Raw genomic sequence first — 17,024 nt, 5'->3', positions numbered from 1 at the left:
TGGTCGCGCGCACACCGTGCGCGGGATGCCAGATCTTGTCGGGAGGGTGCCCTAGCTTGAGCGGATGGCGATGACGTGGGCACAGGTGCGGGGTCTGAACTACGGCACGATGGGGCGGAATCTTCGCGCCGACATGTGGAGCGATGGTGTGCCGGTGGGGCGGCTGTGGTTTGTGCCCCCGACGTCGTGGCGCATCGAGGACGCGGCTGGTGACGTCAACTACATCGAGAACGACATCGACGAGTACCGGCGGGCCGAGGATGGTGCGATGGTGCACTCCGCCAAGTCCCCGAGCCGGTGGGTGATGGTCACCAACGACAGCCCCTCGCACCTGGCTACGGCGTATTCGCAGTGGCCGTTGGACGACCAGGGGATGCCGCCGCGGCTGACGCAGGCCGGGGAGCCGCAGCCGACCGAGGTCCTGGGGCGGCAGGCGTGGGAAGTGCGATTCACCCACGCCGCGTCCGGTGGTCAGGTGTCGTACGCGATCGACGCGGAACTCGGTGTGGCGCTGTCGTGTTCGCAGGGATCGTCGGTGGTGGAACTGTCCGATCCGGTGCTCGACGAGGAGGTCGACCGGACCCTCTTCACGTGGAGCGGGCCGACCCGCGAGGAAGCGGATCAGTCCTTCTCGCCCGCTCAGCGGGAGTACGAGGCGAAGATGGCGGCGCTCGGGCAGATGCCGCAGCCCCGGGTGACGTGGCTGCCGCTCACCATCGTGGCCCAACCTCAGGACGGTGACCCGCGCACCGGGGCGCTGGACCTTCAGGTCAACGGGCAGGCCGGGTATTTCACACTGCGCCAATGGATCACCGAGATCGGCGAGCCGGAGATCCTGTCGACCTTCACCCAACCCCAGGTCCGTCACCGGGAGGCCGTCGGCCCGTGGACGTACGAGATCCGCAGCTACAACGCGCTCGAACCCGACGACTGCGCGCGGATCATCGCCTCGATCGTTCCGGCGACGCCACCGTCCGCAGCTCCGGAACAGATCCGCGAGGCGCTCGACCGTGATGCGAGAGACGCCGCAGACGCCGAACTCGACGAGAGCCTGGGGACGGGACGCCGCCTGGCCGACTACCTCGGCGGCAACGGCGACGTGTCGCTACTGATCCGAACCGACTTCACCGACGACGCGGCGTGGCGGACCGTCGCCGCTGCCGCGATGGCTCCCGGTGTCGGCGACGAGTCCGACTTCGCGGCGATCCTGACCTGCGTCAACACCCCCGAGAACGACGGGCTGTCGATAGCGGACCTGCTCGAGATGATCGGGGACCGGCCGCCGTACTACGTGTTCATCGCGGACGCGACGACGATGGCCGACCCCGAGCACCCGATCCTCGCCGTCGACACCGGCGCCGAGGAGTTCGGGCACAGTCGCGGCCAGACCGTTCGGGTCATCCCGTCTCAGATGTGGTCGATCGAGAACAACCTGTCCATCTCGAACATGGACTTCGAGGACTTCGTGGACGGCGCAGGCCCCGACGGCGTCTACCGCGGGTTCGAGTGACCCGGTCAGCCGGCGATCGAACCGACGGAGCCCGCTGAACCGGTGCCACCGGGATCGTCCGCACCCGGCTGGGCCGCGGGCTCGCGAATGTACCCCACGATCTGCGACGGGGCGGTGGACGTCCCACCGAAGTAGAAGCCGGCGTACCACTTTCCGCCGTTCGTGGGGTGGGTCGGGCAGGAGCGCGGGAGCGTGGCCGACTCGTGGACGGCACGGCCACGGACCGTGCCGTCGATGGCGAAACGGTAGAGGGCGCCGTCGATTTCGATGGAGTACCGCAGGGGTTCCTTCGCGGCGAGGTCGTCGTGCGACAGGGTGACGAGGGCGCTGTCCGGATACTGGTGCACGCCGTCGGCGTTGGCATAGGGAACGACTTCCAGCCGGTGAGGTGACGTGTCGATCCGCCACCTCCAACCGAACATGGCGCCGTTGCGGGCAAGGTCGACGTCACCGCAGTCCGAGAATCCGGGCAGCTTGTTCCAGTCGAACTGGTCCTCGGGTTGGGTGGGGGAGGTGAGGACGTACTCGGAGGAGGGGGTAAGGACGAAGTCGTAGGTCCGCGACGCCCCACCAGAGCCGATCCATCCCGCCAGCGGACCGGAGACTCCTGCGGGGCTGCCGACGAGCGCACCGTGTTTCCCCTGATCGATGGTGTAACTCGACCAGCCGGGAGGCGTATCGGGGTCCTGGAACCCACTCAGCGCGGCAGCGACGGCGATCACGGACGTCGCGATGCCGAGTCTTCGGCCGACAGTGTGCATGCGAAACCTCCGGCTTGGTTGCCAGATGTTTGCACAGCTCCCGTGGTCCGAGTGGCGTTTCCGCGAACATCCACTGTTCGGCCGACAGTCACCGATTGACGCCGGGCACCGGTATCTGCGCGCCGGTCACGGCGGCGGACGCATCGCTGAACAGATAGGCGATGACCCGTGCGATGTCCGACGGGTCCACCCAGTTCTTGCGCGTCGAATCAGGTTGGGACTCACGGTTTCCCGGAGTGTCGATCACGGAGGGAAGGAGCGCGTTGACACGAATGCCGGCGTCGGCGTACTCGACCGCGAGAGCACTGACGAGCGCCCACACCGCCGCCTTCGACGTGATGTACGCGCTGGCGCCGGAGAACGGCGCGAACGCCGCCTTCGTCGACACCGCGACGACGGATCCGCCCCCGGCGTCGACCAGGTAGGGGAGTGCCGCCTGCGTGGTCAGATACAGGGGCCGCAGGTTCAGGCGCATGAGCTTGTCGAACTCGTCGATCGGCGTCTCGTGAACCTTGCCGCCCATCGCGAATCCGCCGACGAGGTTCGCGACGCCGCCGAGCGGGGCGTCGGGGTTGCCGCCTGCGATCTTCGCGACCTCGGCGACGCTGTCGGGGTCGAACAGGTCGGCATGGACGAGTTCGAGGCGTGGGTGCGGCGCGAGTCGCGAGAGTTCGGCTTCCGTGATCCACGGAACGACCACTCGCCACCCGTCGTCCAGCAACTGTGCCGTCACGGCCGTTCCGAGTCCGCCGGTCCCGCCGGTCACCAGCGCTGTCTTGGTCACCCGTCCTGTCTACACCCTCGGCCCGGAACGAGGCGGTAAAGGCAAGTGGTATCCCGAGCCTGGCCACTGGCCGACCCGCCTGTGAACTCTCCGGACGGCGCAGTCGCCGTCGTCACCGAGAACCGACCGTCGGACGAAACGGCCGAGCCGCGGGGTCCGTCCTCGGTATGGTTCGGGCCGTGACGACCACGGACACGCTCACTCAGCGGGTACTGCTCGAAGCCATCGAGGGCGGTGGCATCGCCCACTGGGCGCGTGTGGAGGAGTGGGACGGCGAGCGCAGTGCCACCATCGTCGAATCGGGTGGGGTGCGGCATTCGTTCGATCTGGACGCCGCGAGCGCCGCGGTCGCGGACTATCTCGCCAGGAATCCGGACTTCGATCCGGGTGACGTCGATGCCGATCTCGCCGACGAAATCGTGCAGATGTCCCTGTTCGGCAGCATCGTCTACCGCTGACGCGGCCAGTCCCGGATCCCGTCCGAAATTAATCCTCGGTCGGTGTCGATCCGCCGGCTTTCCGTTCGACGTGGTGAGTGAGAGGGTCGGAACGCGGCCCCGGACGAAGGAGCGAACCATGAAGTACATGCTGATCATGCGCGCGACCGACGAGGCGATCGAGGCGTCGAAGAGCGTGCCGTTCGAGCAGGTCATCGAGGACATGGGCCGGTACAACGAGTCCATGATGAAGGCCGGTGTCCTCGTCGGCGGTGACGGCCTGACGGACCCGGAGGAGGGTTTCGTCGTCGATTTCTCGAGTGACACGCCGCTCGTGACGGACGGCCCGTACGGGGAGACGAAGGAACTGTTCAACGGGTTCTGGCTGCTCGAGGTCTCGTCCAGGGAAGAGGCGGCAGAGTGGGCGAAGCGTGCACCGCTCGGGCCCGGCTCGAAGCTGGAGGTGCGGCGGGTGTCCGGCCCCGAGGACTTCCCTGCCGACAACGAGTGGATTCAGAAGGAAGAGGGCTGGCGAGAAGAACTCGACGCCCGCAAGAGCTGACGTGGTCGACCCGGAGGAGCGCCGCCTGGATTCGGTGAAATCCGCGCGGCGCTCCGTCGCGGCGGTGTGGCGCATCGAGTCGGCGCGCATCGTCGCGACGCTGACCCGCGTCGTCGGCGACTTCGGACTCGCCGAGGACCTCGCGCAGGAGGCGCTCGCCGACGCCCTCGCGCAGTGGCCCGAGTCCGGCGTCCCGTCGAATCCGGGTGCGTGGCTGACGTCGGTGGCGAAACGCAAGGCCATCGACGGATGGCGCCGCCGCGAGCGCTACGACGACCGTCTCACCGCCATCGCCCGTGAACTCGAAGCGGAGGAGCGGCGCGCCACGGAAGTGCCGGAACTGCCGTGGGATCCGGACCGGATCGACGACGACGTGCTCCGGTTGGTGTTCGTCGCCTGCCATCCGGTGCTGTCCCGGGAGGCGCGGGTGGCGCTGACGCTGCGGGTCGTCGGCGGTTTGTCGAGCGACGAGATCGCGCGGGCCTTCCTGGTGCCGACGTCGACGGTGCAGCAGCGGATCGTGCGGGCCAAGAAGACCCTGGCCGCGGCGAAGGTGCCGTTCGTGGTTCCGGGCCGCGAGGAGTTCACGGACCGTCTCGGCGCGGTCCTCGGCGTGCTGTATCTCGTGTTCAACGAGGGTCATTCGGCGAGCGCGGGTGACGACTGGATGCGTCCCGATCTGAGTCGGGAGGCGTTGCGGCTCGGCCGGATTCTCGCCGAACTGGTGCCCCGCGAGCCGGAGGTGCACGGCCTGGTCGCGTTGATGGAACTGACCGCGGCCCGGTTTCCCGCCCGCATCGACATCGGCGGCGATCCGATCCTGTTGGCGGACCAGGACCGGCGTCGGTGGGATCGCGGCGCCATCGTGCGGGGTCGGTCCGCGCTGGCCCGCGCCGACGACCTCGGACGCGGGCGAGGGGCGTACGCGTTGCAGGCGGCGATCGCCGAATGCCACGACCTGGCACCGTCCGTCGACGACACCGACTGGGATCGCATCGTCCTGCTGTACGAGGCACTGGGTCGCCTCGCGCCGTCCCCGGTCGTCGAACTCAACCGCGCTGCCGCCGTCGCGATGGCCGAGGGCCCTGCCGCGGCCCTGGAGATCGTCGACGGCCTCGTCGCGGGCGGCGCGCTCGCGGGCTACCGGTTCCTGCCAGCGACCCGAGCGGAACTCCTTGTGCGTCTGGGGCGTACCGACGAGGCGCGCGCGGAGTTCGAGGCGGCGGCGCGCCTCACCGGCAACGAACGGGAACGAAGGTTGCTGCTGGAGCGGGCCGCAGATTCACGAATCGGCCCGGATCGGCCCTGACGACCGCAGCGTAACGGGGGCAGTCGCGACGTCCCTACAGCCACGTCTTTCGGTCCCCGAGCCCCTACTCCTTGTCGCCGCCGGACCTGGGAACGGGCTGCTCGACGCCGCACGTCGGGCCACTTGTCTGTAACGTCCCGATCGGGTTGTGCGACATGCCCCGTGACGTGACGTGAGTTCGGGGAATGGGTTTGTCCGCTCGTCGTCCGGCATATACGGAGGGGAACGACATGGCACTACGCGGGTTCTTCGCGCGACATCGGATCGTTGCGGCGGTGGCCGCTCCGCTGGCGTTGGGGGTGGCAGCGGCAGGCACTGCGTGGCTTGCGTTCGAGTCACCGACATCCATCGAGACCGAGCTGACGGCGTCGACGACCGAGTGCCACGACATGGTCACCGTGTCGATCGCCGGTCGCAACGACACCCCGCCCGACACCGTCCCGCGCCTGGTCGACGACAAGGGCAACCCGCTGCCCGCCGCGCTGTCGGACGACTACAGCAGCCACTGGGTCGATCCGGTTTCCAACGCGGCTGCCTCGGTGAACAAGCTGAAGCCGGGCTCGTACGCCAACCTCTACGTTGCGTACCCCGCGAACATGGACAGCTACGAGGAGGCGGTCGCGCAGGGCGTCGAGAACACCCAGACGGTGATGCGCGAGATCCGCCAGGCGTGCCCGAACACCCGATTCTCGGTCGTCGGCTACAGCGAGGGCGCCGACGTCGCGCGCCGCGTCGCGATGAACATCGGTCACCAGGACGGCACCGAAGGGTATGACATCGTCGACCCCACGAACGTCGTCGGAGTAGTCATCTTCGCCGACGCCGGACGCTCATTCGAGCAGGGTCCGTTCCCCGGCGCGAAGAACCCGTACACCAACCCCGACGGCTTCGACACCGCCTACCAGAAGGGTGAGAACACCGCCGGCGGCGCGGGCGCCGTCACCGGCACCGGAGGCTCCGACTTCGGCGCGCTCGGGGGCAAGGTCGCCGCGTTCTGCTCCGACGGCGACCTGACCTGCGCGATACCGGAGAACATCTCCCTGCTGCAGCTGGCCGTGAACGTCGGCCGCCAACTCGACATCGACTCGCTCGAGAAGGGCGGCCTCACGCCGGAGAACGGGATCGGGGTCGCGACCGTCATCGGGAAGGTCGCGTACGACGCCTTCGCGGTCATCTCGTCGCAGCCGAACTGGATGCAGAGTGACCAGACGTTCCTCGACGTGCTGCTGACGGTCTCGGACCCGGCGTACAAGCCGACCAAGCCGGACGGGGCGCTGCCCGTGAAGCCGGCCGCCGACACCATCGACGCCAAGCAGATGTCCCCGCTGGCGTACCTCCCGGAGAAGCTGTTCAAGGAGGTCGTCAACCTCATCGTGACGAACCAGAACACCATCCCGGTCGTGATGAGCGATCCCTACCAGCTGACACTCGGACCCGACGTCGGACACCACTTCGACTACTGGCGTGACACGGCGGATGGCAAGCCGTTGTCTTCGGCGGAGTACGCGGCGGCGTGGCTGACCCAGCTGGCCGAGGATGCGCGTGCAGGCAAGCCGCTGCCCACCACCACGACCACGGCGCCTCCCACCACGACGACGAAGGCCGGCGCCACATCGGTGACGACCACCAGCGGAGCGAAGGCAGCGGCCGCGGTGTCGAGTGCCCCGTCCACGACGGTGCCGGTGCCGTCGTCCACCGAGCCGTTGTCGCCTGCGGCAGTGACGCCGACGGTGCCGGTGCCCACCGAGACGGTCACCGCGCCGGTGACCACCGCGGAGTCGCCCGTCACCACGGAGTCGCCCGCCACTCCGACGGGAACGGCGTCGACCACAACCTCGGTCACCCCGACGCCGGTGCCCTGACGTCCGTCTAGTACCCCGGATGAGCGCGGCACCCATACCGGCGACACCGCCGGTATGGGTGCTTTATCCGATTCGTTCGTGAGCTTGCCCTCAGCGGCCGCTCTGGATGCGGTCGACTGTCGGCTGTTTCGTTAGCGTCGGCACTCGTGCCGGAGCGCGGAGCCAATGGAGTCGAGACCCTGCCGATCCCGGTTCCGGCGTCGGCATGGTCGGCTCTGCTGTCGGCGCCCAGCCAGGGCAGGAAGTGGCCCGGAGTCGCACGCGCCGCGGCCACCGTCGCCCTGCCGGGACTGGGCGGACTCGCCTTCGGTTCGGGCTCGGTCAGCGCCGTCGCCACACTGGGCGCGTTCGCCGTCGTCTACGGCGAAGGCCGCCCGTATCGGGTGCGGTGGCGGATCGTCGCCCTGGTCGGGGTCGCTCTGGTCGTTCTCGCCGGCATCGGCGCCACGGTGGGCGGTCTCGTGCATGCCCGCGAGGCATCGCCGATTTGGTGGTTGCTGATGGTCGGGGTGATGACGGTCGTCGTCGCTGTCGGCGCCTACGTCGTCGATGCCCTGCGCACCGGACCACCCGGAGCCTTCCTGCCGCTGCTGTGCGTGGTGATCGCCTCCACCTTGCCTGCCGCAGGCGTCCCGGTGGTGTCGGCGCTCGGATGGACGGCCCTCGGTGCCGCGTCGGCACTGGCAGTAGCCATGTCGGGATTCCCGTTCCGGCCGCGCACCCCTGAACGTGCCGCGGTCGGGTCCGCGGTCTGCGACGTCGAGGCGATGCTCGCCGAGAACACCCCGAACCGGCGCCGGGATGCCGTTCGGTCCCTGCACGGCGCATGGCAGTGCCTGCACGACGCGGGGTTGGTCAAGCCTGTCACGGATGGGCCGCCGCACGCCTTGACGCAGACGCTGCACGCCGCACATCTGCGGTGCGCGGCGGCACTCCACGGCGTCCCGCACGCCGCCGCGTCCCTCGAGGACGATCTGCACGCTCAGGTGCCGCTGCGTCGTCCGCCGATACGTCATCTGCTCACGCGGGCCTGGCACCCGCACGGACGCACCACCACGATCCTGGTGCGGCTGCTCGTCGCCTGCCCGACCGCAGGCGTGCTGGCGCTTGTGCTCGACACGGGCCGCCCAGACTGGGCGGTCATCACCAGCGCGATGATCCTGCACCAGGGACCCGACCGGGTGGTGGGCACGCACCGCGCCGTCCATCGGTTCGTCGGGACCGTCATCGGTCTCGTGCTCCTCTTCGCCCTGTCGTTCCTCGAGCTCCGGGGTCTGGTGCTGGTGCTGGTTCTCGCCGTGCTGATGGCCGCGATCGAAGCGTTCCTGGTACGGCACTACGGGATCGCGATGGCCGCGATCACCCCACTCGCGATGATCCTCGGCAGCACGGGCCTGCCGGGGGAACTCGGCCTCGCGATCCGGGACCGGATGATCGAGACGGTCATCGGGGTCGGCGTCGCGCTCGTGGTGATGTGGTGGGTGCTTCCCCGTTCTCACCGCCGGATCCTCGTCGACGCCGACGAGCGGGTTGCCGCCACCGTCGCGAACCTGTCCACGGAAACCGGGGATCGCGAGCGTCGTCTGCTGCGGCGTGACCTCGCATTCGATCTGCACGCCTCCACTGCCGCCGCGATCGGTGCCGCGCACACCGAACCCCGGTGGACCGCCGACCGGTGGACCGAGCATCGCGCGCTGCACGAGAAGGGCTACCGACTGCTCGCCACCCCCGTCGGTATCGACTGATCCAACGCCGTCGATACCGACTGATACCCGTTGGTGATGGTTTCGCGGCCGCGGTCGTGGTTACGTGGACGGCAGTCGATGTCGGGAGACGCCATGATCGTTTCGAAGAAGCGACGCGTCGGTGCCGGTCTGGGGGCCGCAGCCTTCGCGCTCGCGCTGATGACGGCCTGTAGTTCGTCCGACGAGTCACAGACACCGTCGGAGCCCGAAGCGCCGATGACCGAGCACGATATGCACGCGGACACCGACGAGTCCACCCCGCCGCCGGGCGCGTCGGCCGATCAGGCGACGACGATCACCATCCGGAACTTCGCGTTCGCGCTCCCGACCAGCGTGTCGCCGGGCGAGACGCTGACCGTCGTCAACGAGGACTCGGCCGAACACTCCGTCACAGCGGACAGCGAGGACCTGTTCGACGTGGACATCGAGGCGGGCGCCACCGGAACCGTCACCGTGCCCGACAAGCCCGGCACGTACTCGTTCCACTGCGTGTACCACCCCGAGATGACCGGGGTGCTGACCGTCGAATAGGCGCGCACGTCTCGCCGCCGCGCCGGTGGACTCCGGTCAACTCGCGCACTTTCCCGCAATGCCTGGACACCCGTCTGTATGCGTGTCTAGGCTTTCCCGCACAAGTGACGGGACGACGAGAGACAGGTGTGCGGTGAAAACCAAAGGCGCGTTGATCTGGGAGTTCAATCAGCCGTGGTCCATCGAGGAGATCGAGATCGGTGATCCTCGAAAAGACGAGGTCAAGGTCCAGATGGAGGCGTCGGGCATGTGCCATTCCGACCACCATCTGGTCACCGGCGGCATCCCGATGGCCGGATTTCCCGTCCTCGGTGGCCACGAGGGCGCGGGCATCGTCACCGAGGTAGGCCCCGGGGTCGAGGACATCGAGGTCGGCGACCACGTCGTCATGTCCTTCATCCCGTCGTGCGGCAAGTGTCCGTCCTGTCAGGCCGGCCTGCGCAACCTCTGCGACCTGGGCGCTCACCTGCTCGGTGGCGCATCGGTCAGCGACGGTTCGTTCCGCATCCAGGCGGGCGGGCAGAACGTCTACCCGATGACGTTGCTCGGCACGTTCTCGCCCTACATGGTCGTCCACAAGAGTTCCGTGGTGAAGATCGACAAGTCGATCCCGTTCGAGGTCGCCTGCCTGGTCGGCTGCGGCGTCACGACCGGCTACGGGTCCGCCACGCACACCGCGCAGATCAAGCCGGGCGAGGACGCCACCATCGTCGGCCTCGGCGGTGTCGGAATCTCGGCGCTGCAGGGCGCCGTCAACTCCGGCGCGCGCTACATCTTCGCCATCGACCCCGTCGAGTGGAAGCGGGAGCAGGCGCTGAAATTCGGTGCCACCCATGCGTTCGCGAGTGTCGAGGAAGCAGCCGGGGCCATCGCCGAGATCACCGCGGGCGGCATGTCGAAGAAGACCATCGTCACCGTCGGCGAGGTGCACGGCGAGGACGTCGACCTGTGGATGGGCATCACCTCCAAGGCGGGCACCGTCGTGCTCACCGCGATGGGCAGCCTCATGGACAACCAGGTGACGCTGAACCTGTCGATGCTCACCCTGCTTCAGAAGAACCTGCAGGGCAGCATCTTCGGCGGCGCGAACCCGCACTACGACATCCCGCAGCTGCTGTCGATGTACAAGATCGGCAAGCTCAACCTCGACGACATGGTCACCCGGCAGTACCGCCTCGAACAGATCAACGACGGCTACCGGGACATGTTGGAGGGACGCAACATTCGCGGCGTCATCCGCTACACGGACGCCGATCGCTGATCGGCACCCCGGCGCCGGGCACGTCCGGCGCCGGGTCAGTCGTTGCGGTTCTCCAGTTCGCGAATCCGCTGTGCGGCCTGCTCGAGCCGCTCGCGCCGCGCCTTCTCGTCCGACTTCTTGAGACGCTCGTAGGTCTTCTCGTCGTCGTCGCTGTACTTGAGGATCATCCGCGGGACGCTGAGGGTGACGACCAGCGACGGCCACACGATCCACGCGTAGTCCCAGCCGACGACGATCTGCAGCACCAGGAACGTCACCAGGGTGACGCCGACGATCATCCAGTCGATCGATTCGACCAGGTTGCCGCGGGAGCGCAGGGACAGCAGTTCCGCCTCGGGTGTGGTGGCGGGGGCGACCGCGGCGCTGTCGCGCACCGCGGGTGCGGCACCGTCCGACACCTTCCGCACGTACCCGTCGACCTGTTCGAGGGGAAGCCCGCCGGGCAGCCCCAGGAAGGGTTCGCGGATCGCGCCGAGCGTCCGTGCCGACGCGACCGTGCCGGATCGCTCGTAGAACTCGGCACTGTCCAGCCTGCCCGCGGCGTAGTGGTCGCCGAGAATGTTCAGCGCGTGCAGTCGCTCGTCGTCGCTGAGCAGCAGGTCGTCGTGGTCACCCTGGCCGGGCATCGGATCAGCTCCCCGTCATGTAGTCACAGGGTGCCGATTCTAGGTGCCGCGCGGGTCTAGCGCACCGAGGACACCGCCGAGCGGCACAGCACTTCGAGCTCGTCGACGACGGCGTCGAGCGGCGCGGAACTCTCTTGCGCCTGAGCGAGAATCAGTGCGCCTTCGAGCGCGGACACGATCAGGGTTGCGATCGAGCCGGCGCGTTCGTCGGGTACGCCCTCGCCCGCGAGTTTCGTGGTGAGAAGGGTGCACCAGGAGTCGAAGGACGCTCCGGCGATGACGCGTGCGCCGCGTTCGGTGCCGAGTGCCGCCGCCGCGATCGGGCAGCCCTGCTCGTAGCGGCTCTCCTCGAGGCCGGTGCGCCAGATGTCGACGAGCGCACGCAGCGCACCGACCGTGTCCGAGGTGTGGAGGATGCGTTCGATGCCGGTGCCGACCCACTTCGATGCCGAGACGGTGGCCTCCTCGACGAGCTGCGTCTTGCCGCCGGGAAAGTGGTGGTAGATCGAGCCGCGAGGTGCGCCGCTGCGGGCCAGGACGTCGGCGAACGAGGTCGCTGCGACACCGCGCTCGCGCATCAGGGAGATGGCGCCGTCGATCATCGCCGCCCGTGGCCCAGGTGTGGAGTCCCCTCGTCGCCGCATGTCCGCCTTTCTGCACGCAGGTGTTCTATGTAGAGTGTCATACATAATTGCCGATCGCCAGGAGTTGCCGTGACCAGCACCGCCACACCCACTCACCCGCTCGACGTCGCACTCGAGCTCGAGCCGGTCGGCGACGGCACCGTCACCGGCCGCACCACCGAGGCCTACGCCAACATGGTCGGCCCGTTCGGTGGCATCACCGCCGCGACCATGCTCACGGCGGCTCTACGCCACCCGGAACGGCTCGGCGACCCGGTCTCGCTGACGGTCAACTTCGCGGGCCCCGTCGCCGACGGGCCGTTCACGATCGACGCCCGCCCGACGCGCACCAACAACTCGACGCAGCACTGGACGATCGAGATGACGCAGGACGGGGTCGTCGCCACCACCGCGACGGCCGTGTTCGCGATCCGCCGCGAAACCTGGTCGTCCACTGAGGTCGCCCCGCCGGTCGCGCCGCCCGCCGAGTCGGTCGCCCTCACTCCGGGCCCCGAGTTCATCCGCTGGATGAGCAACTACGACCTGCGGTTCGTCGACGGTGGCATGACCGAAATCGACGGCGAGTCCGACGATTCGACGACGACCCTGTGGATTCGCGACAACCCGGCTCGGGCACTGGACTTTTCGTCGCTGACCGCGCTGTGCGACTCCTTCTACCCGCGTGTCTTCCTGCGGCGAGGTCAGATGTGCCCGGCGGGCACCGTCTCGCTCACCATCTACTTCCACGTCGACGCCGACGCGCTCGCCGAGCAGGGCGACGACGCCGTCCTGGCCACGGCCCGCGCCCAGCACTTCGGCCGGAGTTACTTCGACCAGTCCGCGGAACTGTGGGGCCGGGACGGCACGCTGCTCGCCACCAGCCACCAGGTGATGTACTTCAAGGTCTGAGCAGGTCGGGAGCCAGTCGTGGGGGCAGAGTTCCGTGTGGGATGTGTGGTCCCACCGCCACTTTCGCGCCCGACACCCGGCCGCGACCCCAGCCGATGTCGGCGCGGTAGCGCCCCACCTGCCCGTCGGGTACGGCGTCCGTCGCCGACAGCGGTTCGGACAGCGGATGCACGTACAGTGCGTCCGTGGGGCAGTACGCCTCGCACATGAAGCAGGTCTGGCAGTCCGACTGTCGGGCGATCACCGGAATCCCGGAGTCGGTGCGGTCGAACACATTGGTCGGGCATGCGTCGACGCACTTGTCGCAGCCGATGCAGGCGTCCGCGATCAGCTTCTCGATCACGACGCCGCCTGCAGTGCGGTCGAACGCAGCGGTGCGGGTCGCGTCCACACCTCGTTGAGACCCCCGGTGAGGATGTGGTGGTGCTGCGCCGGATCGAGGTCCGGGTGGTCGTCGCGCTTGCTCATGCCGCGACTTTCGGTGCGCGCCAACGTCGAATGATACATCCACCGGCCCACCGCCGTGATCGCGGCGGCCTGACGCGATCGGATCCCGCCTTCCCCGCTCGCGCTGCCGAGCCCGAACAATACTGCAGTCCAGAGTGATTCGAGTTCGTCGAGCGCCGACTGCACCCGCGGTCCGTCTCGAAGGAAGTTCTTCTCGTACGGCACCAGCTCCTGCTTCGCGGCCGCCACCACGGCAGGAGCATCCAGGGTTGCCCGCCCGGACGGGCGCAGTCCAGCGCCTCCGACCCCGCGCAGCTCGCCCGCCGGGACGCGCCCGGCACGACGCGCGAACCGTGCAGCACCCGTTCCCGCCCAGCTCCCCGACGACATCGCCCACGCCGCATTGTGGCTGCCGCCGCCGGTGAACCCACCGCAGATGCGTTCGCGGGTGGCGGCGTCACCCGCGGCGAAGAGGCCGGGGACGTTCGTCGCACACGTGTCGTCCACGACGTCGATGCCGCCGGTTCCGCGGACGGTGCCCTCGGCGAGGAGCGTCACCTCGAACCGGTCCGTGAACGGGTTGATGCCACGACGATCGAAGTGCAGGAAGAAGTTCGGCTGTCCGAGTCGCATCAGGCGTTGTGTCTCGACGTCGGCGCGATCGAGTTGCGCGTACACCGGTTCGGACAGCAGGGTCTGTGCGATCACCGACCGACCCTTCGCCGAGCCGGCGCCGTCGACGACGCGCCCGTCGGCGTGGAAGAACGTCGCGTAGCCGTAGTAGGCGGTCTTCGTGATCGTCGAGCCGAGCGGTGCGATGCCGTAGGCGTTGGAGAACTCCATGCCGGAGAACACGGCACCCGCCTCCGCGGCCATCAGGGCGCCGTCACCGGTGTCGACGTTGGTGCCGAGCGCACCGGACAGGAACGCGCAGCCACCGCTCGCGATGACGACGGCCCCGGCGCTCACCAGGTAGTCGCGGTTCTCCTGGCGCTGGTGCCCGGCGGCGCCGCGCACCTGGCCGTCGACGTCGACGAGCAGTTCCAGTGCGGGGGAGTGGTCGAGTATCCGAACGCCTGCGGCCTTGATCCACGAACGCATCCGGCGCATGTACTCGGGGCCCTGTAGGCCCGTGCGGATCTGCTGCCCGGTATCGGGGTCGACGGGGAACGGGTAGCGGCCCTCTTCACCGAGGAGGTTCATGTTCTCGAATGTCTGGTCCAGGACCCGGTCCATCCAGTGATGGTCCGCGAGATGTCCGCCGAGTGCTTCGCGGTCGGCCTTCGCCCGAGCCCTCGCGTCCCGCTCGGGGGCGATGTACCAGACGCCGGTGCCCGCGGGTGCCGTCGAACCACTGGTGCCGCAGTAGCCCTTGTCGACGAGAACCACGTCCGCGCCCGCTCGCGCGGCCCGCAGCGCCGCCCACGTTCCGGCGGGCCCGCCCCCGATGACGAGGACGTCGGTGTTCAGCTCGATCCGTGCACCCATGTGCCACGCTCCTGTCGACGGACTACCCGGTCACAGGACACGCTTCCGTAGTCGGAGCCGAAAATCGCCGGTTGGAATCAACGTGAATCGAGGGCGCCTCGCGAGCGCAGCGACGGGGAGTGCCACGGGGCCCGAACGCGCGTGAGCCCGGCGTCGCGGGGCGACACCGGGCTCACACGCGGGACGAATCAGGCCAGCTTGGCCAGCAGATCGGCGCGCTGACGGGCACCGAGACCGGCGACGCGACGCGTCTCGGCGATCCCGACGGACTCCGCGATGTCACGGGCCTTCACCTTGCCGACCTTCGGCAGGGACTCGAGCAGGTAGAGCACCTTCGTCTTGCCGACGAGCTCGTCGGTCTGGGCCTTGTCGAGAACCTCGACAAGCGTCACCTTTCCGGACTTCAGCTCCTCTCGCAGTTCGGCCCGGGCCTTACGGGACGCGGCCGCCTTCTCGAGGGCGGCGGCGCGCTGTTCGGGGGTCAAGGTGGGCAATGCCATGAGTGTGCCTTTCTCGCGGTTCCCTGGGAGGTGCCCCAGGGTGATCCCGGGTGAGAACCCCAGGCTAGAGCGGTCGCGACCGGGAATCACGGTACCCCCGCCCCGCGTGTCGTCAAGCTCTACGCGCCGCGCCACACGGGCGGACGCTTCTCGAGGAACGCCGTCATGCCCTCCTGCGCGTCGCAGGTCACGGCGTTGGTGGCCATCGTTTCGGCCATGGCGGTGTACGCCTGGTCCTGTGGAAGGTCGATCTGCCTGTAGAACGCCTGCTTGCCGATCTGCAGGGTCAGGGGGCTCGCCGAGGTGATCCGCGTGGCCAGTGCTGTGACCTGGGCATTCAGGTCTTCTGGTGCGACGACGAGGTTCACCAGACCCCAGTCCGCGGCGGTGTGGGCGTCGATCGTGTCGCCGGTGAGCAGCATCTGCATGGCCCGTTTGCGCCCGACGGCACGGCTCAGCGCCACCATCGGTGTCGAACAGAACAGGCCGATCCGCACGCCCGGCGTCCCGAACACCGCGTTCTCGGACGCGACGACGAGGTCGCACGAAGCGGCCAGTTGGCAGCCGGCCGCGATCGCCGGACCCTGCACCGCCGCGATCACCGGTTGCGGGATCCGCTGTACGGCATCCATCATCTCGACGCAGGTGTCGAAGATGGCCTGCTCGTCGTCGAGGGTGCGGTCCACCATCTCGGACAGGTCGTGCCCCGCCGAGAACGCCGGGCCCTCCGCTGCGATCACCATCGCGCGCACGGCCGGATTCATCGACAGCACGGCGAGCGCGTCCGTCACCTGCCGCATCACGCTGCTGGACAGCGGGTTTCGCTGTTTCGGGCGGTTCAGGGTGATGGTTCCGATGCCGGTGTCGGCGTCGATCTCGGTCCGGATGTCGTCGTTCACGGGCACACCTCTTCACGCGTCGATGGTCACTCTCGACAGTACGACGCGGGTGCGGCGTGCGATGCCCCTGAACGGGGGGAGGGGTCAACGGTGCACGCGGAACTGCTCGGTATCAGGCGAATCCGCGCAGCATGCCGTCGACGAGGGCGTCCGCGAAGGCGTCGTCGAGCGAGGACGTGTGGAGCAGCCAGCGTTGGGTCAGGGGCGCGTAGAGCATGTCGATGGCAAGGTCCAGGTCGGCGTCGGGGCGTAGTTGACCGGCGTCCTGGGCGCTGCGCAGTCGGGTGAGTATCGCGTGATGGGTGGGCTGCTGCAGCTTTTCCCGATAGAGCGCGGCCAGTGCGGGGTCGGCGATGATCTCGATCATCAAGGCGCGGATCGGGGCGCTGAACGACGGGTCGGCGAACTCGGCTGTGGTGGCGCGCAGTACCACTTTCAGGTCCGTGGCCAGGTCGCCGGAGTCCGGCAGTTCGATCCCGGTTCCTTCGGCGCTCTCGCTGGCCGCCAGTAACACGTCGAGGACGACGGCTCCCTTGGATTCCCACCACCGGTAGATGGTCTGCTTGCCGACGCCGGCGCGGGCGGCGATGGATTCGATGGTCAGTTTCGCGTAGGGAACCTCGCCGAGCAGGTCGCGGGTGGCGTCGAGGATGGCGACGCGCGAGCGCTCGCGGCGGCGTGCGTGCGTGGGAGATGGGGAGGCCATGACCGAGATCTTAACAAGACGAAACGTCTCGTATTGACAATGTCGTCGAGGTAGTGCATGGTTT

At 68.5% G+C, this 17,024-nt stretch carries 18 protein-coding genes; 9 read left to right on the top strand and 9 right to left on the bottom strand.

What is annotated here, in order from left to right:
* Window positions 1-64 precede the first annotated feature (64 nt).
* Complete coding sequence (locus RHCRD62_RS08325) at window positions 65-1,510, top strand: DUF6924 domain-containing protein (RefSeq protein ID WP_050064210.1); 1,446 nt, start codon at window positions 65-67, stop codon at window positions 1,508-1,510.
* A 5-nt stretch (window positions 1,511-1,515) separates the two neighbouring features.
* Here RHCRD62_RS08325 and RHCRD62_RS08320 read toward each other — a convergent pair whose 3' ends face one another.
* Complete coding sequence (locus tag RHCRD62_RS08320; RefSeq protein WP_050064209.1) at window positions 1,516-2,271, bottom strand: hypothetical protein; 756 nt, start codon at window positions 2,269-2,271, stop codon at window positions 1,516-1,518.
* Between the two features lie 88 nt (window positions 2,272-2,359).
* Entirely contained in the window at window positions 2,360-3,055 is a 696-nt protein-coding gene (locus RHCRD62_RS08315) for an SDR family NAD(P)-dependent oxidoreductase (protein WP_050064208.1), read from the bottom strand.
* A gap of 179 nt (window positions 3,056-3,234) precedes the next feature.
* On the opposite strand from RHCRD62_RS08315, the gene RHCRD62_RS08310 reads away from it, so the two are divergent.
* From RHCRD62_RS08310 to RHCRD62_RS08280, 7 genes are all read left to right on the top strand, one after another.
* On the top strand, window positions 3,235-3,513 hold the full coding sequence (locus RHCRD62_RS08310; protein WP_137872298.1) for a hypothetical protein: 279 nt from the start codon (window positions 3,235-3,237) through the stop codon (window positions 3,511-3,513).
* Window positions 3,514-3,631: 118 nt separating this feature from the next.
* Window positions 3,632-4,054 (top strand): YciI family protein, encoded by a 423-nt coding sequence (locus RHCRD62_RS08305; RefSeq protein WP_050064206.1) that lies wholly within the window; start codon window positions 3,632-3,634, stop codon window positions 4,052-4,054.
* A gap of 1 nt (window position 4,055) precedes the next feature.
* Window positions 4,056-5,363, top strand: coding sequence for an RNA polymerase sigma factor (locus RHCRD62_RS08300; RefSeq protein WP_050064205.1), 1,308 nt, complete (start codon window positions 4,056-4,058; stop codon window positions 5,361-5,363).
* A 230-nt stretch (window positions 5,364-5,593) separates the two neighbouring features.
* Complete coding sequence (locus tag RHCRD62_RS08295; protein ID WP_050064204.1) at window positions 5,594-7,225, top strand: cutinase family protein; 1,632 nt, start codon at window positions 5,594-5,596, stop codon at window positions 7,223-7,225.
* A 146-nt stretch (window positions 7,226-7,371) separates the two neighbouring features.
* On the top strand, window positions 7,372-8,970 hold the full coding sequence (locus tag RHCRD62_RS08290) for an FUSC family protein (RefSeq protein ID WP_172671028.1): 1,599 nt from the start codon (window positions 7,372-7,374) through the stop codon (window positions 8,968-8,970).
* A gap of 93 nt (window positions 8,971-9,063) precedes the next feature.
* Window positions 9,064-9,501, top strand: coding sequence for a cupredoxin domain-containing protein (locus RHCRD62_RS08285; protein ID WP_050064203.1), 438 nt, complete (start codon window positions 9,064-9,066; stop codon window positions 9,499-9,501).
* A gap of 133 nt (window positions 9,502-9,634) precedes the next feature.
* Window positions 9,635-10,762, top strand: a complete 1,128-nt coding sequence (locus tag RHCRD62_RS08280; RefSeq protein WP_050064202.1) for an NDMA-dependent alcohol dehydrogenase — start codon at window positions 9,635-9,637, stop codon at window positions 10,760-10,762.
* Window positions 10,763-10,797: 35 nt separating this feature from the next.
* Here RHCRD62_RS08280 and RHCRD62_RS08275 read toward each other — a convergent pair whose 3' ends face one another.
* Both RHCRD62_RS08275 and RHCRD62_RS08270 read right to left on the bottom strand, forming a co-directional pair.
* On the bottom strand, window positions 10,798-11,388 hold the full coding sequence (locus RHCRD62_RS08275) for a DUF1707 SHOCT-like domain-containing protein (RefSeq protein ID WP_050064201.1): 591 nt from the start codon (window positions 11,386-11,388) through the stop codon (window positions 10,798-10,800).
* 56 nt (window positions 11,389-11,444) lie between these two features.
* Window positions 11,445-11,990 carry a TetR/AcrR family transcriptional regulator gene (locus RHCRD62_RS08270; RefSeq protein WP_253277244.1) on the bottom strand — a complete coding sequence of 182 codons (546 nt, stop codon included), beginning with the start codon at window positions 11,988-11,990 and terminating at the stop codon, window positions 11,445-11,447.
* A 111-nt stretch (window positions 11,991-12,101) separates the two neighbouring features.
* Between RHCRD62_RS08270 and RHCRD62_RS08265 the strand changes: the two genes are divergently transcribed.
* A complete protein-coding gene (locus tag RHCRD62_RS08265; protein ID WP_050064199.1) occupies window positions 12,102-12,920 on the top strand; it encodes an acyl-CoA thioesterase in 819 nt (272 codons plus the stop codon).
* Here RHCRD62_RS08265 and RHCRD62_RS08260 read toward each other — a convergent pair.
* The 5 genes from RHCRD62_RS08260 to RHCRD62_RS08240 form a co-directional block, all read right to left on the bottom strand.
* Window positions 12,910-13,263, bottom strand: coding sequence for a 4Fe-4S dicluster domain-containing protein (locus RHCRD62_RS08260; RefSeq protein WP_050064540.1), 354 nt, complete (start codon window positions 13,261-13,263; stop codon window positions 12,910-12,912). The genes RHCRD62_RS08265 and RHCRD62_RS08260 overlap by 11 nt on opposite strands.
* On the bottom strand, window positions 13,260-14,855 hold the full coding sequence (locus RHCRD62_RS08255; protein WP_050064198.1) for an FAD-dependent oxidoreductase: 1,596 nt from the start codon (window positions 14,853-14,855) through the stop codon (window positions 13,260-13,262). The genes RHCRD62_RS08260 and RHCRD62_RS08255 overlap by 4 nt, the downstream gene beginning before the upstream one ends.
* A gap of 188 nt (window positions 14,856-15,043) precedes the next feature.
* On the bottom strand, window positions 15,044-15,355 hold the full coding sequence (gene mihF / locus RHCRD62_RS08250; protein WP_050064197.1) for an integration host factor, actinobacterial type: 312 nt from the start codon (window positions 15,353-15,355) through the stop codon (window positions 15,044-15,046).
* A gap of 119 nt (window positions 15,356-15,474) precedes the next feature.
* Window positions 15,475-16,254, bottom strand: a complete 780-nt coding sequence (locus RHCRD62_RS08245) for an enoyl-CoA hydratase (RefSeq protein ID WP_050064539.1) — start codon at window positions 16,252-16,254, stop codon at window positions 15,475-15,477.
* 112 nt (window positions 16,255-16,366) lie between these two features.
* On the bottom strand, window positions 16,367-16,960 hold the full coding sequence (locus RHCRD62_RS08240) for a TetR/AcrR family transcriptional regulator (RefSeq protein ID WP_050064196.1): 594 nt from the start codon (window positions 16,958-16,960) through the stop codon (window positions 16,367-16,369).
* Window positions 16,961-17,024 lie beyond the last annotated feature (64 nt).

This window comes from Rhodococcus sp. RD6.2 (genome assembly GCF_001040705.1).
Classification (GTDB): domain Bacteria; phylum Actinomycetota; class Actinomycetes; order Mycobacteriales; family Mycobacteriaceae; genus Rhodococcus_G.
The sequence above is the reverse complement of the archived record's forward strand: the minus strand, read 5'-3'. Positions and strand labels throughout refer to the sequence as shown.

Coding starts and splice junctions, on each gene's coding strand:
- RHCRD62_RS08325 (WP_050064210.1), top strand. CDS start 65: ATGGCGATGACGTGGGCACAGGTGCGGGGTCTGAACTACGGCACGATG.
- RHCRD62_RS08270 (WP_253277244.1), bottom strand. CDS start 11,990: ATGATCGACGGCGCCATCTCCCTGATGCGCGAGCGCGGTGTCGCAGCG.
- RHCRD62_RS08255 (WP_050064198.1), bottom strand. CDS start 14,855: ATGGGTGCACGGATCGAGCTGAACACCGACGTCCTCGTCATCGGGGGC.
- RHCRD62_RS08305 (WP_050064206.1), top strand. CDS start 3,632: ATGAAGTACATGCTGATCATGCGCGCGACCGACGAGGCGATCGAGGCG.
- RHCRD62_RS08320 (WP_050064209.1), bottom strand. CDS start 2,271: ATGCACACTGTCGGCCGAAGACTCGGCATCGCGACGTCCGTGATCGCC.
- RHCRD62_RS08240 (WP_050064196.1), bottom strand. CDS start 16,960: ATGGCCTCCCCATCTCCCACGCACGCACGCCGCCGCGAGCGCTCGCGC.
- mihF (WP_050064197.1), bottom strand. CDS start 15,355: ATGGCATTGCCCACCTTGACCCCCGAACAGCGCGCCGCCGCCCTCGAG.
- RHCRD62_RS08285 (WP_050064203.1), top strand. CDS start 9,064: ATGATCGTTTCGAAGAAGCGACGCGTCGGTGCCGGTCTGGGGGCCGCA.
- RHCRD62_RS08275 (WP_050064201.1), bottom strand. CDS start 11,388: ATGCCCGGCCAGGGTGACCACGACGACCTGCTGCTCAGCGACGACGAG.
- RHCRD62_RS08295 (WP_050064204.1), top strand. CDS start 5,594: ATGGCACTACGCGGGTTCTTCGCGCGACATCGGATCGTTGCGGCGGTG.